At 58.1% G+C, this 16,412-nt stretch carries 14 protein-coding genes; 5 read left to right on the top strand and 9 right to left on the bottom strand.

The genetic code is table 11. From position 1 onward, the window contains the following. Positions 1-27: 27 nt before the first annotated feature. Positions 28-1,584, top strand: coding sequence for an AmpG family muropeptide MFS transporter (locus tag K3169_RS05860; protein WP_263270569.1), 1,557 nt, complete (start codon positions 28-30; stop codon positions 1,582-1,584). A 104-nt stretch (positions 1,585-1,688) separates the two neighbouring features. Here K3169_RS05860 and K3169_RS05855 read toward each other — a convergent pair whose 3' ends face one another. Together K3169_RS05855 and K3169_RS05850 are read right to left on the bottom strand one after the other, a co-directional pair. Beyond that, a complete protein-coding gene (locus K3169_RS05855; RefSeq protein WP_099270914.1) occupies positions 1,689-2,534 on the bottom strand; it encodes a mechanosensitive ion channel family protein in 846 nt (281 codons plus the stop codon). A gap of 120 nt (positions 2,535-2,654) precedes the next feature. Next, on the bottom strand, positions 2,655-3,140 hold the full coding sequence (locus K3169_RS05850; RefSeq protein ID WP_122394981.1) for a YajQ family cyclic di-GMP-binding protein: 486 nt from the start codon (positions 3,138-3,140) through the stop codon (positions 2,655-2,657). A 157-nt stretch (positions 3,141-3,297) separates the two neighbouring features. Here K3169_RS05850 and K3169_RS05845 point away from each other — a divergent pair, with 157 nt between their 5' ends. The 3 genes from K3169_RS05845 (at position 3,298) to K3169_RS05835 (ending at position 6,920) form a co-directional block, all read left to right on the top strand. Further along, the gene (locus K3169_RS05845) at positions 3,298-4,218 is read left to right on the top strand and encodes a putative 2-dehydropantoate 2-reductase (RefSeq protein WP_263270566.1); all 921 of its coding nucleotides are present in this window, start codon (positions 3,298-3,300) and stop codon (positions 4,216-4,218) included. A 76-nt stretch (positions 4,219-4,294) separates the two neighbouring features. After that, entirely contained in the window at positions 4,295-6,331 is a 2,037-nt protein-coding gene (locus tag K3169_RS05840; protein ID WP_027900269.1) for a sensor histidine kinase, read from the top strand. 13 nt (positions 6,332-6,344) lie between these two features. Then, positions 6,345-6,920: a cob(I)yrinic acid a,c-diamide adenosyltransferase gene (locus K3169_RS05835; RefSeq protein ID WP_231675213.1), complete on the top strand. Its 576-nt coding sequence runs from the start codon at positions 6,345-6,347 to the stop codon at positions 6,918-6,920. A 117-nt stretch (positions 6,921-7,037) separates the two neighbouring features. On the opposite strand, the gene K3169_RS05830 is transcribed toward K3169_RS05835, so the two are convergent. The 4 genes from K3169_RS05830 to secA form a co-directional block, all read right to left on the bottom strand. Then, entirely contained in the window at positions 7,038-7,982 is a 945-nt protein-coding gene (locus K3169_RS05830; protein ID WP_263270563.1) for a Nudix family hydrolase, read from the bottom strand. Further along, complete coding sequence (locus K3169_RS05825) at positions 7,979-8,611, bottom strand: glutathione S-transferase family protein (RefSeq protein WP_027900266.1); 633 nt, start codon at positions 8,609-8,611, stop codon at positions 7,979-7,981. The genes K3169_RS05830 and K3169_RS05825 overlap by 4 nt, the downstream gene beginning before the upstream one ends. Positions 8,612-8,806: 195 nt before the next feature. After that, entirely contained in the window at positions 8,807-10,024 is a 1,218-nt protein-coding gene (gene argJ / locus K3169_RS05820) for a bifunctional glutamate N-acetyltransferase/amino-acid acetyltransferase ArgJ (RefSeq protein WP_099270919.1), read from the bottom strand. A gap of 132 nt (positions 10,025-10,156) precedes the next feature. Beyond that, the gene (gene secA / locus K3169_RS05815) at positions 10,157-12,889 is read right to left on the bottom strand and encodes a preprotein translocase subunit SecA (protein WP_231675209.1); all 2,733 of its coding nucleotides are present in this window, start codon (positions 12,887-12,889) and stop codon (positions 10,157-10,159) included. A 307-nt stretch (positions 12,890-13,196) separates the two neighbouring features. Between secA and K3169_RS05810 the strand changes: the two genes are divergently transcribed. Further along, positions 13,197-13,652 carry a DUF721 domain-containing protein gene (locus tag K3169_RS05810; protein ID WP_027900263.1) on the top strand — a complete coding sequence of 152 codons (456 nt, stop codon included), beginning with the start codon at positions 13,197-13,199 and terminating at the stop codon, positions 13,650-13,652. Between the two features lie 528 nt (positions 13,653-14,180). On the opposite strand, the gene K3169_RS05805 is transcribed toward K3169_RS05810, so the two are convergent. From K3169_RS05805 to K3169_RS05795, 3 genes are read right to left on the bottom strand one after another with little or no spacing between them, the layout of a single operon-like run. After that, the gene (locus tag K3169_RS05805) at positions 14,181-14,855 is read right to left on the bottom strand and encodes a type II secretion system protein N (RefSeq protein WP_263270559.1); all 675 of its coding nucleotides are present in this window, start codon (positions 14,853-14,855) and stop codon (positions 14,181-14,183) included. Further along, entirely contained in the window at positions 14,852-15,289 is a 438-nt protein-coding gene (gspM, locus tag K3169_RS05800; RefSeq protein ID WP_122394975.1) for a type II secretion system protein GspM, read from the bottom strand. The genes K3169_RS05805 and gspM overlap by 4 nt, the downstream gene beginning before the upstream one ends. Then, a complete protein-coding gene (locus tag K3169_RS05795; RefSeq protein ID WP_147471334.1) occupies positions 15,286-16,404 on the bottom strand; it encodes a type II secretion system protein GspL in 1,119 nt (372 codons plus the stop codon). Before K3169_RS05795 ends, gspM begins: the two co-directional genes overlap by 4 nt. Positions 16,405-16,412 lie beyond the last annotated feature (8 nt).

Genomic DNA, 16,412 nt, shown 5'->3' with positions numbered 1-16,412 from the left:
TTCGTAACCTGAGGCAGACTCCAGCCCATGCCCCGTAAAACCTGGCGCGCCGCGCTCGCCGCATATGCCAGCCCTTCGACTTTAGTGCTGTTATTGCTCGGATTCGCTGCGGGCATGCCCTACATGTTGGTGTTTTCTACTCTGTCGGTCTGGTTGCGTGAAGCCGGTGTCGCTCGAGAAACCATCGGCTATGCCAGCCTGATCGGGCTGGCCTATGCCTTTAAATGGGTGTGGTCCCCCCTGCTCGACCAATGGCGCCTGCCACTGCTAGGCAAGTTGGGTCGGCGTCGCTCCTGGCTCGTATTGTCCCAAAGCCTGGTTATTCTGGGCCTCATCGGTATGGGATTCTGCGATCCGCAGCAGCACTTGTCCTGGCTGATCGCCATCGCTGTTGTCGTGGCTTTTTCATCCGCGACCCAAGACATCGCCATCGATGCCTATCGCCTGGAAATTGCCAACGATACTCAGCAAGCCGCCCTCGCAGCGAGTTACATGTCCGGCTACCGCGTTGCGGCGCTGCTCGCCACCGCAGGCGCGCTGTACTTTGCCGAAGGTTTTGGCTCCACGGGTTTCGCCTACAAACACTCGGCATGGACCGGCACTTACGTGCTGTTCGGCCTGCTGATGCTGCCAGCCTTGATTACTACGCTGATCATGCGCGAGCCTCCGGTGGCGCTGCGCACTCAACTGTCGGCCGCTCGGTATGGTTTCGTGCACCAACTGGCGTCTGTATTTGTGCTGATTGTGCTGCTGGTGTCGGTTCCGGCGATGTTCACCCAGCTCTACAACACGGACTTCGCCAGCGTGCTGTTTCAGGACGCCAGCTGGACTGACCTGTTGATGGAAGACCGTGCCTTTCTGCGCGCCATCCTTTACACCGTCCTGACCATCGCGTGCCTGTCCTCAATGGGGCGACGCGGCCTGGCTCCAGTGCTGACGCCAATCAATGACTTCATCCTGCGTTATCGCTGGCAGGCGTTTCTGTTGCTGGGTTTGATCGCGACTTACCGCATGTCAGACACGGTCATGGGTGTCATGGCCAACGTCTTCTACATCGATCAGGGCTTTACCAAGGACCAGATCGCCAGTGTCAGCAAGATCTTCGGTCTGATCATGACGCTGCTGGGCGCAGGCTTTGGCGGGTTGTTGATCGTACGTTTTGGCATCATGCCGATCCTGTTTATCGGCGGCCTGACCTCGGCGGCCACCAACCTGCTATTCCTGATGCTGGCCGACATGGGTCCGAACCTCAAAATGTTGGTGCTGACCATTTCGCTGGACAACTTCAGCTCCGGATTGGCGACCTCAGCGTTCGTGGCGTATCTATCAAGCCTGACCAACCTCAAATTCTCGGCGACACAATACGCGCTGCTCAGCTCGATCATGTTGCTGCTGCCGCGTTTGCTGGGGGGGTATTCGGGGGTTGTGGTGGAGAAGTACGGCTATCACAACTTCTTCCTGATCACTGCGCTATTGGGCGTGCCAACGCTGATCATGATCATCCTGCAGTGGAGCAAGGAGGCGCGCCAGGACAAGGCGGCTGAGGTGCTTGAGGCTGAGAAGCCCTCGCAAGATCAACTTTAAGGCTGCAACGCTGAATCTGTAGGAGCTGCCGAAGGCGGCGATGGCGGCGTGTCAGCCAGAATGCTTTCGCAGCCTTCGGCAACTCCTACAAAGTCATATGCTAATTACTGCGGTGCTGCTGAATCCTGAACCACACGAATCACTCGCTGCGGGAACGGGATATCAATATTGGCAGCACGCAGACGGTCACGGGCCTCGGCGTTGAAGCGGTTCGACACATCGCCGAAATCACCGGTTTTGACCCAAACTCGAAGCGATACAGTAATCGAGCTATCACCCAGCGCAGCCACCACGGCCTGCGGTGCAGGGTCCTGCAGTATGCGAGGATCATCTGCCATATCCATCAGGACTTGCAGCGCCTGCTTCAGATCGGCCTCGTAATCCACGCCCACATCGAACGTGATCTTACGGGTCGGCTGGCGATTGGTGTTGGTGATAATCCCGTTGGACAGATTGCCGTTGGGCAGGATCACTGTCTTGTTATCACCGGTACGCACCACGGTATGGAATATCTGGATACTGTCGACAGTGCCCGCGATACCTTGGGCTTCGATCCAGTCACCGATACGGAACGGGCGAAACAGCAGAATCAGCACGCCACCCGCGAAGTTCGCCAGACTGCCTTGCAACGCCAGACCAATCGCCAGACCTGCAGCACCGATAGCGGCCACGAACGAGGTGGTTTCAACCCCGATCATCGACGCAACGCTGACAACTAGCAGAATCTTGAGAATGATGTTGGCCAGGCTGCTGATGAAACCTTGTAGCGCGAGATCAGCATTGCGCAATGCCAGTAGCGCACCCACTTTGGTGGTCAAACGGTTGATCAGCCACCAGCCAATCGTCAGGGTTACCAACGCCAACAGCACACGGCTGCCGTATTCCATGATCATCGGGATCCAGGCCTGAGAGGCCTTTACCAGATGATCCATTTCGGCATTCAAATCCATCTTTCTCTCCTCTCATTTCCCGACCTGACGGCGCAACCATCAGACCGGGCCCGATGGTTACACCCTTGCACAAGCCATAGGCGCCGCAGGAAAACGAATTCCTGCGCCCAGGCCAGTCAATCAGTCGCGGAAGTTATTGAATTGCAGCGGCATGCCAAATTCATTGGCACGCAGGACAGCCATGGCTTCTTGCAGGTCGTCACGCTTCTTGCCGGTCACTCGTACTTGCTCGCCTTGAATGGCGGCCTGGACCTTGAGCTTGGCTTCCTTGATGTGAGCGACGATTTTCTTCGCCAGCTCTTTGTCGATGCCTTCCTTGAGAACGGCGTCCTGCTTCATCAATTTACCCGAAGCAAAGGCGTCTTTGACTTCAAGGCATTTGACGTCGATCTTGCGCTTGACCAGGCATAGCTTGAGGATTTCGATCATCGCTTCAAGCTGGAACTCTGCCTCGGCAGTCAGGTTGACCGTCAGGTCCTTTTCCTTGAACTCGAATTCGCCTTTACCTTTCAGGTCGTAGCGACGGTCCAGCTCTTTGATAGCGTTGTCGACGGCGTTAGTGACTTCGTGTTTATCCAGTTCGGACACTACGTCGAACGAGGGCATGTCATTTCTCCAATGGATGGCGCTCAAACGCCTGTCTTTGATGTGAATAAAACCCGGTTATTATAACGAGACTTTCCCGCGTTCACTGCGAGCCATCCATGTCGACAGCCAATTTCTCGCTCCTGCTCAGTTTTCTTCGCCTCGCCGTGAGCCGCTAATGGCCGTCGTCTGGCATGTGTTGGGTGCCGGGAGTCTGGGCAGCCTTTGGGCAGTACGACTGTCGAGAGCGGGTTTACCGGTGCGATTGGTTCTGCGTGAAGCCGCGCGCCTGGCTGCATACGAGGCCAATGGCGGGACTCTGGCGCTGGTTGAGCAAGGTGTTGAGAGTCGAATGACAATCAGCGCGCAGACGCTCGACGGCAAAGAGCCCATCGAACGCCTGTTGCTGGCGTGCAAGGCTTACGATGCCGAGCAGGCTGTAGCGGCTCTGGCGCATCGACTGACACCTGACGCGCAAATAATCCTGCTGCAGAACGGCCTGGGCAGTCAGGACGCGGTCGCCGCAAAAGTCCCGAAAGCGCGTTGTATCTGCGCCTCCAGCACCGAAGGAGCGTTCCGCCAACGAGACGGAACCGTGGTGTTTGCCGGGCATGGTTATAACTGGCTGGGCGACCCTGCCGATCCTTCCCCGCCTGAGTGGCTGAGTGATCTGCAACTGGCAGGCATTCCCCATGAATGGACGCCGGATATCCTCACCCGGCTCTGGCGCAAGCTGGCACTGAACTGTGCGATCAACCCACTGACCGTACTGCACGACTGCCAGAACGGTGGCTTGATGCAACATCACTGCGAAGTTGCAACGCTGTGCGCGGAGCTGAGCGAACTGCTTCAACGCTGCGGACAGCCAGACGCGGCCGAAGACTTGCACAGTGATGTGCTGCGAGTCATTCAGGCCACAGAGGCCAATTACTCCTCGATGCATCAGGATGTCGCGCAAGGACGCCGCACAGAGATCAACTATCTGCTGGGTCATGCCTGCGCAACGGCTGAGCGCCATGGCATCGTGGTTCCACATTTGCAGCAACTGAAAGTCAGACTTGTAAAACACCTGACGGATAGAGGGCTGCCTGCGAACTAGCTCCGGCCACGTGTTTGCCCAATGGCCGGGGTGCGCGCTACCCTGAACATTCCTCATCCCAGTGTGATCCGTCCCCATGCCATTGCGCCAACGCCTGGAAAACCTGCCGGTCGGCCAGAAGCTACTGGCAGCCTTGCTGGTCTTGCTTACCACGGTCCTGCTGGTTGCCAACCTGACGTTCATCAGCGCCGCCTATTACATTTCCCAAGAGGCCATGGCCCCTCAGGCACTGCAGACCATTGGCCGCCTGATCAGCAACCCGAACCTCGCGGAACAGGCACTCAGTTCACCTGCGGATGCCGAATCGCTGCTCAAGGAGCTGAAAAATTACGGCCCTTTACGTGCTGCCGCACTTTACGACACCAATGGCGAACGGATCGGCCAACTGCAACAAGGCGACAAGCTCAGGCTGCCGGTACGGTTCAAGGACATTGAAGGCTGGCGCATCACCGAGTTTCGTAACACGCAGTTGATCCCGGTACCGAAAGCAGGTCAGGCACCGGGCCACCTGTTGCTGGTTGCCAGCAGCGAATTACCAACTGCGTTCTACACCGGCACCCTGACTGCCAGCCTCGGCATTCTGGTGTTCAGCGTGCTGCTCTGGCTGGTCATTGCCCGGCAGATTCGGCGCCTGATCACCGAACCCATTTATCAGTTGGAAGAGCTCTCACGCCAGGTCACGCGGGAAGAGAGCTACGCATTGCGCGCAGCGCCAGGCAACAAGGATGAAATCGGCAGTCTTGCTGAAGCCTTCAACACCATGCTGTCGCGAATCGAAGCTCGAGAGCAGCAACTCAAGCGCGCTAGGGACGACTCCCAGGAAGCCTACGATCAGGCTCAGGGCCTGGCCGAAGAAACCCGGAACACCAACCGCAAGCTGGAGCTTGAGGTGAAGGTGCGCAGCAAGATCGAGAAGAAGCTCACCGGGTTCCAGAACTACCTGAACAGCATCATCGACTCGATGCCTTCGGCGCTGATTGCGCTGGATGAACAGCTGTATGTCACCCAGTGGAATCAGGAAGCCAGCGCACTTTCCGGCACGCCTCTGGATGAAGCACTGAATCAACCGATATTCCTGGCCTTCCCGCCCATGAAAACCTTCCTGCCACAACTCAAGCAGACGGTGGAGAAACACAGCGTCACCAAGATCGAACGGGTCACCTGGATCAAGGACGAAGAGCGTCGTCACTATGCCCTTACCTTCTACCCGCTGACTGGCGGCGCGGGGCAAGGCGTGGTGATTCGTGTCGATGACATCACTCAGCGGTTGTCGCTGGAAGAGATGATGGTGCAGTCCGAGAAGATGCTTTCCGTCGGCGGTCTTGCGGCAGGTATGGCCCATGAGATCAACAATCCGCTGGGTGCGATCCTGCATAACGTGCAAAATATTAGGCGGCGGCTATCAACCGACCTGCAGAAAAACATTGAGCAGGCCGAAGCCGAAGGCATTGAGCTGGAAACAGTGAATCGTTATCTGGTCAGCCGGGAAGTACCCAAACTGCTCGACGGCATTCAGCAAGCCGGCGCACGGGCCGCGAAGATCGTCAGTCACATGCTCAGTTTCAGTCGTCTCAGCACCCGGCAAATGGCTCCGTGCGACTTGCCGGCATTGATTGATCAGGCGGTAGAGATCGCCAGTAACGACTTCGATCTGACCATCGGTTTCGACTTCAAGGGCCAGGCCATCATTCGTCAATTTGACCCGGAACTGGGGCCGGTGCCGGGTACGGCCAATGAACTGGAACAGGTGTTGCTGAATCTGCTGAAGAACGCTGCACAGGCCATTCACCAGCGTCCAGACGATGCCGAGCCGGGGCGGATCATCCTGCGTACCAGACTGAATCCGCCCTGGGCTGAAATTCAGGTCGAAGACAATGGCGTCGGCATGACCGAACAAGTGCGCAAACGTACCTTCGAACCGTTCTTCACGACCAAGGAAATCGGTCAGGGAACCGGGCTGGGGCTGTCGGTTTCGTACTTCATCATCACCAACAATCACAAAGGCCAGATGGAGGTGCACTCTTCTGTCGGCCAGGGCACCTGCTTCACCTTGCGCCTGCCCTTGGCGGGCAGCCAGGTGAACGTGCCTGAAGCGGTCATTTCGCCGCTATAACGGAGCATTGAGAATGGGTTTTCGCTTGTCAAAGATTTACACACGCACTGGCGACACCGGCGAAACCGGCCTGGGTGACGGCCGACGCGTACCGAAGGATCACCCCCGGGTCGAGGCGATCGGCGAAGTTGATACGCTCAACAGCCAGCTTGGATTACTCCTCGCCGGGCTGGCCGAGCAATTGTCGGCAAAGCCGGCTCTCGCGGAAGTAATCGAAGTGCTCGCGCCGTGTCAGCACCGGTTGTTCGATCTCGGCGGTGAATTGGCGATGCCGGTCTATCAGGCGCTGGATCAGGCAGAGATTGATCGACTGGAAGCAGCTATTGACCTATGGAATGAAGAGCTGGGGCCACTGGAGAATTTCATTCTGCCAGGCGGCTCAGCGCTGATCGCCCAGGCCCACGTCTGCCGCAGCCTGGCCCGCGGTGCCGAAAGACGCTGTCAGCATCTGAATGCTGTAGAGCCTTTGACCGGGGTCGGGCTGGCGTATATCAATCGGCTGTCGGATCTGCTTTTTGTCGCAGCGCGGTTGATTGCCAAGCGGCAGGGTATTGCGGAAATATTGTGGGAGGCGGCCAAGAAGCCGTAGTCAGGCGATTAGTGTGTGTGTTGGAGCGAGGCTTGCCCGCGAAGTCGTTGCTCGGGTGTATCAGGCACACCGAGTTATAGTTCTTCGCGGGCAAGCCTCGCTCCAACAGGTCGGGGGTCATTCCTCAGGCCAGAACGCTCTGATCCCCGCTACACCTTGCGCGCCGCTCTCCCAGGCTTTTTGCTGTTCAGCAGGGCCGACACCGCCGAGCAGATAAACCGGTTTGCTAAACCCGGCAATCAACTCCTGAGCCTGTTCCCAACCCAACGGTTGAGCATCAGGGTGAGTCTGGGTTGGCTGGACGGGTGACAAAGTGACGAAGTCGACGTCCATCAGTTCGGCCAAGGCCAGCTCTTCAGCGTTATGGCAGGACGCTGCCAGCCAGCGATCCTTAGGAAACGGACGCCCATTCGGGGCGAGTTTGCGCAGTTGTGCCGACGTCAGGTGCCAACCCGCAGCGGGAAAGTCGCCCAGCCACTCCAGAGGCCCCTTGAGCATCAACTGCGCTTTACCGGCACACAAGCCCACTGCGTCAACCGCCAGATCGCGGTATTGCGGGTCATAGCCATTCGGTGCGCGTAGCTGGACCAGTTTGACGCCGCTCGCGATAGCCTTCTGCATGCCGCGCAGCAATTGCGGGGTTTCCAGTTCACCGGGCGTAATCAAGTATTCGCCGGGCAGGCGCGCCGCCGCGACGATAGGCCGATTGGCCGCCGGGAACTCATAATCAGCCAATTCGCGATGGGTTACCCAGGCCAGTGGCTGCCCTTCGACACCATGTGGCTCGCCGGTAAATGCCGACACTTCCCAGACGTCCAGCAGCACCTGCTTGTCCGGATAATCATGCTGAATCTTGATCAGCGGCCGCGCTTGTGTGACGACGATGTTCAACTCTTCTTGAAGCTCACGGGCAAGCGCAGCCTCGACAGCTTCTCCCGGCTCGACCTTGCCACCGGGAAACTCCCACAAACCACCCTGGTGCTGGGTATCGGCACGCCGTGCAATAAGGATCTTGCCGTCAACGCCGCGGATAACCGCCGCTGCTACATGAATACGTTTCACCCTTCGACTTCCTCTAAAGCACCCTTCTGCCAACGCTGAAACAGCGGCCATTGGTAGAGGGTTTCGATGTACGCCAACGCTTCGGCAGGCAGTTCGATTCGATACGTGCGCAAGCGAATCGCGACAGGGGCAAAGAACGCGTCAGCTGCGCTGGCCTTGCCGAACAGAAACGGACCGTCTTCAGTGGCAGCCGCACGGCATTCAGCCCACAGCTGAACAATGCGTTCGATGTCGCTCTGAGCTTCGACCGAGATGACTTCCAGTGCCGCGTCCCGATGCAAGTCCATTGGCAGGTTGGAGCGCAGCCCCATGAACCCGCTGTGCATTTGTGCACAGGCCGAACGCGCCTGCGCACGAGCAGCCGTGTCGCTGGGCCACAAACCTGCATCAGGGAATTGTTCCGCAAGGTATTCGATGATCGCCAGCGAGTCGGCAATTGAACCATGCGGGGTTTTCAACAGGGGCACTTTGCCGGACGGCGAGTGCTCGAGAATCTGCTGGCGGGTGTTGGTCTGATCCAGGCGGATCAGTTGTTCGGTATGCGCCGCGCCGGTCATGTACAGCGCCAGCGCCGGTCGTAGCGACCAGGAGGAGTAGCGTTTGTCGCCGATGATCAGGTGCAGGGTCATGAGGAATTCTCCAGATAGAGCGAGCTGATCATGTTTCTGTGGGACTTCACACTGCCTGCAAACTGATCGGCGCCTGAATCGACGCCATCGCGAGCAAGCTCACTCCTACAGAGAACTGTGGTCCGTGGAAGCGAATTCAAGCGCAAAAGAGACTTCGCGAATGAATTCGCTCCCACAGGTCCGATTATCTTCAGATCAGGTGCGATATTCCGCGTTGATCTTCACGTACTCGTGGGACAGGTCAGTAGTCCAGATGGTCTCGCTGCAATCACCACGGCCCAACTCAATGCGAATGGTGATTTCCGCTTCGGCCATCACTGCCGAGCCTTGCTCTTCAGTGTAGGTGGTCGCGCGGCAGCCCTTGCTGGCGATGCAGACGGAGCCCAGGAACACGTCAATCTTGCTCACATCAAGATCCGGAACACCGGCACGGCCTACAGCAGCCAGGATACGGCCCCAGTTAGGATCGGAGGCGAACAGTGCGGTCTTGATCAATGGCGAGTGAGCCACAGCGTAACCAACGTCCAGACATTCCTGATGATTGCCACCGCCGTTGACTTCAACCGTCACGAACTTGGTAGCGCCTTCGCCGTCACGGACGATAGCCTGCGCCACTTCCATGCACACGTCGAATACTGCGGTTTTCAGCGCGTCAAACAGCGGCCCCTTCGCTTCAGTCACTTCCGGCAAATTAGCCTGGCCCGTTGCGATCAGCATGCAGCAGTCGTTGGTCGACGTATCGCCATCGATGGTGATGCGGTTGAACGACTTGTTGGCACCATCACGGATCAGATCCTGCAATACGCTTTGCGAAACCTTGGCGTCAGTGGCGATGTAGCCCAGCATGGTTGCCATGTTCGGGCGAATCATGCCTGCACCTTTACTGATTCCGGTCACAGTGACGGTCACGCCATCAATCTGAAACTGACGGCTCGCGCCTTTCGGCAGCGTATCGGTGGTCATGATGCCGGTAGCTGCAGCCGCCCAGTTATCCACAGACAGGTCATCGAGGGCGGCTTGCAGTGCGCCTTCGATCTTTTCCACAGGCAACGGCTCGCCGATCACACCAGTGGAATAAGGCAGCACGGCATTGGCATCCACGCCCGTCAGCTCAGCCAGTCTGGCGCAGGTGCGCGCAGCGTTGGCCAGACCCGGCTCGCCGGTGCCCGCGTTGGCGTTACCTGTGTTGGTCAGCAGGTAACGCACGGGGCCGTTGACGCGTTGTTTGGCGAGGATGACCGGCGCGGCGCAGAACGCGTTAAGGGTGAAAACACCCGCCACACTGGAGCCTTCGGCGCAGCGCATGACCACAACGTCCTTGCGACCCGGACGTTTGATACCGGCAGAAGAAATACCCAGTTCAAAACCGGGAACCGGGTGCAATGTCGGCAAAGGACCAAGACCAACAGCCATGAGGTGCGCTCCTTGAAAGATATCTGCGCCGCCCGCTTCGGTACGGCAATCGATTGAAAAACGCCGCGACGGGTAAGCCGGTCGCGGCGTTAGTGCTGTTACTTCAAAACCACTACCGGTTCAAAATCAGGATCAGCCGATTTGACCATGGCAGTGTTTGTACTTTTTGCCGGAACCACACCAGCACAGCTCGTTGCGACCTTGCTTCTGGTCGTTACGGACCGGAAGGGTAGCGACATCGACGCCCTCTTCAACCAGTGCTTCTGGCTGCTCAAGGCCCGGTGCTTCAGCGTGTTCGAACTGCATGCGCTGCGCCAGCTCTTCGGCGTCGCGACGCAGACGAGCTTCCTCTTCTTCCGGATCTTCGCGGCGAACCTGAACGTGAGACAGCACACGAATGGCATCGCGCTTGATCGAATCCAACAGTTCCTGGAACAGCGTAAAGGATTCGCGCTTGTATTCCTGCTTCGGGTTCTTCTGAGCGTAGCCACGCAGGTGAATACCGTGACGCAGGTGATCCATGGTGGACAGGTGGTCCTTCCAGAGATCGTCCAGAACGCGCAACAGAATCTGCTTCTCGAACGAGCGCAACGCTTCGGCGCTGGCCTGCTCTTCTTTCTCGTTGTAAGCGGCGAGCAGCTCTTCGAGGAGCTTCACGCGCAACGTGTCTTCGTGCAGGTGGTCGTCTTCGTCCAGCCATTGCTGAATCGGCAGCTTCACACCGAAATCGCTTTCCAGTGCAGCTTCCAGACCTGCAACGTCCCACTGTTCCGGCATGGATTGCGGCGGAATGTGCTGGCTGATCAGGCTGTTGAGTACGTCTTCGCGGAACTCGGCGATAGTGTCACCAATGTTGGTAGCGGCCAGCAGGCTGTTACGCATGTGGTAAATCACTTTACGCTGCTCGTTGGACACGTCGTCGAACTCGAGCAATTGCTTGCGGATATCGAAGTTGCGGCCTTCAACCTTACGCTGTGCCTTCTCGATCGCGTTGGTCACCATGCGGTGTTCGATCGCTTCACCGGACTGCATGCCCAGTGCTTTCATGAAGTTCTTCACTCGATCAGAAGCGAAGATGCGCATCAGGCTGTCTTCCAGCGACAGGTAGAAACGGCTTGAACCGGTATCACCCTGACGACCGGCACGACCACGCAGCTGGTTATCGATACGGCGCGATTCGTGGCGCTCGGAAGCAATAACGTGCAGGCCGCCCGCTTCGATCACTTGCTGATGGCGTTTCTGCCAGTCGGCCTTGATCTGAGCGATTTGCTCCGGGCTCGGGTTTTCCAGCGCAGCAACTTCAACTTCCCAGTTACCGCCCAACAGGATGTCAGTACCACGACCGGCCATGTTGGTGGCGATGGTCAGGGCGCCCGGACGACCGGCCTGAGCAATGATCTCAGCTTCTTTTTCGTGGAACTTGGCGTTCAGAACCTTGTGTTCGATACCTTCCTGGTTGAGCAACCGGGACATGTGCTCGGAAGTTTCGATGGTCGCAGTACCAACCAGTACCGGACGATTCTCGGCCAGGCAGGCCTTGATGTCAGTCACGATGGCGGCGTACTTCTCTTCCGCCGTCAGGTACACAAGGTCGTTGAAGTCTTTACGCGCCAACGGCTTGTTAGGCGGAATGACCATGACCGACAAGGTGTAGATCTGGTGGAATTCGAACGCTTCGGTGTCGGCTGTACCGGTCATGCCGGACAGTTTGTTGTACAGACGGAAGTAGTTCTGGAACGTGGTCGAAGCCAGCGTCTGGCTTTCGGCCTGAATATTCAGGTTTTCCTTCGCTTCGATAGCCTGGTGCAGGCCTTCGGACAGACGGCGACCCGGCATGGTACGACCGGTGTGCTCGTCGACCAACAGAACCTGGCCGTCCTGAACGATGTACTCGACGTTGCGATTGAACAGCGTGTGCGCACGAAGACCAGCATAAACGTGAGTCAGCAGACCCAGGTTGTGTGCCGAGTACAGGCTTTCGCCTTCAGCCAGCATGCCGACTTCGGTGAGCATCTCTTCGATGAACTGGTGACCGGCTTCGTTCAGCTCGACCTGACGGGTCTTCTCGTCAACGGTGTAGTGACCGGCTTTGGTCACCTCGCCTTCCACTTCTTCGATATGTTGCACGAGACGCGGAATCAGGCGGTTGATCTCGGTGTACAGCTTGGAGCTGTCTTCAGCCTGACCGGAGATGATCAGCGGCGTACGCGCTTCGTCGATGAGGATCGAGTCCACTTCGTCGATCACGGCAAAATTGAGTTCGCGCTGGAACTTGTCGTCCATGCTGAACGCCATGTTGTCGCGCAGATAGTCGAAACCGAACTCGTTGTTGGTGCCGTAGGTGATGTCAGACGCGTAAGCCGCACGCTTTTCTTCTGGCGGCTGGAATGGCGTGACGATGCCAACGCTCAGGCCGAGGAATTCGTACAGTGGACGCATCCAGTTGGCGTCACGACGAGCGAGGTAGTCGTTGACCGTTACCACGTGCACGCCCTTACCGGACAATGCATTGAGGTAAACCGCCAGTGTACCCACCAGGGTTTTACCTTCACCGGTACGCATTTCGGCAATCATGCCTTCGTGCAGAGTCATGCCGCCAATCAACTGAACGTCAAAGTGGCGCATACCCATGACGCGCTTACCGGCTTCACGTGCAACCGCGAAAGCTTCAGGAAGCAGCTGATCGAGGGTCTCACCTTTGGCTAAGCGGGCCTTGAACTCTTCGGTCTTGGCACGGAGTTGCTCGTCCGAAAGGGCCACCATTTGCTCTTCGAAGGCATTGACGATCTGTACCGTCTTGAGCATGCGCTTCACTTCACGCTCGTTCTTGCTTCCAAAAAGTTTTTTTAACAAAGGCGCAAACATATCGACAGGATCTTCCAGACATAGGAATGGAGGGCGGCCCCGTGAGTCGCCCGTGCAGCCCTCATGGCCGCATGCGAACGAGTATTCTACCCGGAAACGATGGTGAGGAAAGTGGCGTTATTCCACGATGCTGGCACAGCGCTGTGACGGGGCTGTTTGTAGATAGGGTCATTTCCTGAGAGTTCAACCCGTCCAGACTAGAAGTTAGCCATTGATTTTGCGGGTAAAACCGGCAAACCCGCATGGGACAAGGGGTTGCGGGCGCTTTCTGATAACATGACAAACTTGTCATCCAGGGTTGTAGCTCATGGCGTTTCGTCCACTCCCCGCTCGGGCACCCGCAGTCTTGCTGCGTGAAGCGAAGCCTTTGAAGGGTATTTTTCATCACGCCCAGCGTTTGGGGCACCTGCAACGGCTGCTTGAAAGCCAGTTGCAGCCCGCTGCGCGCGAACATTGTCATGTTGCTTCGTGGCGCGAAGGCAGTTTGCTGCTGATAGTGACCGACGGTCATTGGGCGACGCGTCTGCGCTATCAACAAAAGCGCCTGCAGCGACAGCTGACCGCCTTCGACGAGTTTGCCAGCCTGACGCGGATTGTCTTCAAGGTTCAACCCCCTACGCCGGCTCAAGGGGCGAAGGGGCATACGATGGACTTGTCGACGGTAGCCGCCGAGAGCATTCAGGCGACGGCTGACGGGATTACCGATCCGAAACTGCGCGCCGCACTGGAGCGTTTGGCGGCGCATGCCAAACCGAAGGCTTGATTGCGAATCGCTTTATTCTTCCACGCCTTACCTGATCCTGCAGGAACTCACCCGGTGCCCCTGACACAGCGCTGTCGCCCAGCAAACGGGCCCCTGTAGGAGCGCGCATGGTCTGGGCCGCATCCAGACGATGCGGTGCGTCAGCGAAAAATGTGCTGCCTGAACCGATGCAATCGCGGGCAAGCGCGCTCCTACACAGACTGTGTGAAAACGTAGCGAGCGACGGCAAGACAAGGCGCAACGAGCGGAGCGAGTAACAGCCGCAGGCTGGCCCGGAGGGTGAGCAAAGCGAATCAAAACAGGCGAAAAACGGCCGGGGTCGCGTCCGACTCTAGTGTTCTAAATGAGCATTTTTCGCCTGTTTTTAACGCAGTATTGTGCGCGTAGCACCGAAGGTGCCCAGCCTGCAGTAGTTTTCACACAGTCTGCACAGTTGAAAAGCATTCCAGGCCGAATAGTTATTTCATGTTTGATGAGAACTCACCGAGGTTACGAGGCCGTTATTGCGAAGGCCTGAGCTCAGCGTCCTCAACGCTTGCCCAGCACCGTTTCAAATTGCGAAGCACCTGCCTGGAGCATCCCCGCCTGCACTAAAAGGGGCGTGACCACTGCGTCCGGTTCGACCCAGCCACTGATCTTTAGCTGACGCTTGTCAGGCTCCAGCCGGGCCTCGAAGCGGTGCTCGCCCTTTTGCTGCACGTCGACCAAAAACCGCAGGCCGTCCCGGCATTCAAACTTTAGCTGCGCGTTACCGAGGACCAGTGTCCATGGTGTAAGCAGGGCCACATCCTCCCCCTGAAGGTCGCCCGTACTGGACAGACACCTGGCACCTCGACCGTTCAGTTGTAACCGGCCTTGCCATTGACCATCAAACAGATAACCGGTTGCCGGAGTCAGTTGACTGGCGACGGGCTCAAACTGCGCCTGCCAGGCCCAAGGCCAGCCGCTGACCTTCAACTCCCATATGCGTTGCTGGAAACCAGCACTCAAAGTGGCCTGTCCGAACCAGGGTTGAACACGCCAGACCAACGGTCCCAGCGCACCGAGCCTGTCCATGCGACCGTTCCACAGGGTGCCGGTAACAGCTACTGGCTGCCAGGCTGGGCTCCACGGTACAAATCTGGCCAAAAATGCAGCCGGTGTGTTCAGCATCAGCGTCGAGATAAAAACCACTGCTCCCAGTACCCATGATCTGCGACTCATGGCTGACCGCCTGTCCGGCCGACGTCCAGACTGAACACCAGGCTTTGATGTCCCTGTTCAAGGCTCCAGCGCAGAGGACGGCCGCCCTGTGCCTGGATGCTGCTCAACAGTTGCGCCAGGCCTTCGGCACGCGTCAGCTCACCCTGCAATTGCCAGACCTCTCCCCGCGGCTCGACCCGCGTCAACACCAGTCCACGTGCACTGGCCAAGGCTTGCCAGTACTCGCTGGTGAAGGTGATGCCGGGCGTTAGCGCCCGGGCCTGCTGCGCGAGCATTGGCCACTGCCGCAATTCCTTGCTCAACGCCAGCAACGGGCGACCGATCAGCACCAGCAGTAAAGTCAGCACCACTACCCACCCTGCCAGCAAGGTATAACGGCGCGTGGCGGGTAAGGCGCTGAAGGCCATGAAAGCCCGATCAATAAAAGCCTTCATGGCTGTCCGTCCAGATTGAAGTGAAGGGTCAACAACGAGGTCTTTGCATCCGGCTCGACTCTCACCTTCGCGCCCGCATTCCGGGCGATCGCTTGCCAGTGATCCGCCGCCGACTCCGGTTTACTGCCGTGGAGCACCACCCGCCAGTTTTGCCCGTCGAAGTAGCTACCGGATACGCCCCAACCCTGCTGAGTGTCGAGCCAGCGCCCTACTGCTTTTTCCAACTCCACCATCTGCTGTTGGCGGGTTCGCCAGTCCAACTGATCGGCGTGCATCCGCGACAGCAATCGCTCCGCCTGGCGGGCGCTCGCCACCGGACCTGTGACTGCCTCGACCTGCGCTTTCCAGGCAGGCACCTGCTGCCAGAACTGCCCTAGCGCCAAAGCCCCCCAACACAGCGACAACAACAAGCAGGCCGCCACCAAACGACGCTGGGTTTGACTGAAAGGCAGCGTTCGCCGCGTCGCGTTCATCTTGCGACGGCCAACACCGCTCAGCAGGTTGGGCAGACGATCCAGTGATGCCCACTGCGACGGCCATGATCCGGATATTTCATGGTCAACAGGCTTCCATCCTTCGGGCAGCTCGCCCAGCACATCAGGCCAGCGCAGCCAGCGCTGCACACCATTGGCATCGGTACGCTTGAGGCAACTGTCATCTGCGCGTGTCCAACGCCACAACTGATCAGGCTCCGGCGCTGGCAATAGCTGCATTTCCGCCCATAGATGGCTGGGCGAAAGACCCAATGCGTCGCACTCTGCCAACCAGCGCTCGACGAGCACTCGTTCCACTACGATTAATTCAAGATGCCCGGCCATCCGGGAAAGGCAGCTAACCTGCAACTGATCGGCAGGCTGTTGCAAGGATTCCTCTAATAGCTGCGGCCATTCGTAGGGTTTGAGTCCTGGCGGCGCAGACACCTGGAAATGGCTGCAATGCGCAGCGGGCATTATCAGCGCGACGGACTCTTGCGCTGAGTGTGCAGGCGCAGGCCAGTTACCTGACTCAGTTCCGGGCAAACGTCGCCATTGCCAGGGTGCCGAATCATCAAGGCCCGGACGCACCAGCAACCACTGTCGCGCAGCGGATCGGTCAGCAAGCCAACGGTCAAACATGGCAGCAG

Origin of the sequence: Pseudomonas phytophila (assembly GCF_025643095.1) — a bacterium.
GTDB lineage: Bacteria > Pseudomonadota > Gammaproteobacteria > Pseudomonadales > Pseudomonadaceae > Aquipseudomonas > Aquipseudomonas quasicaspiana.
This window is presented reverse-complemented; position numbering and strand designations above follow the sequence as displayed.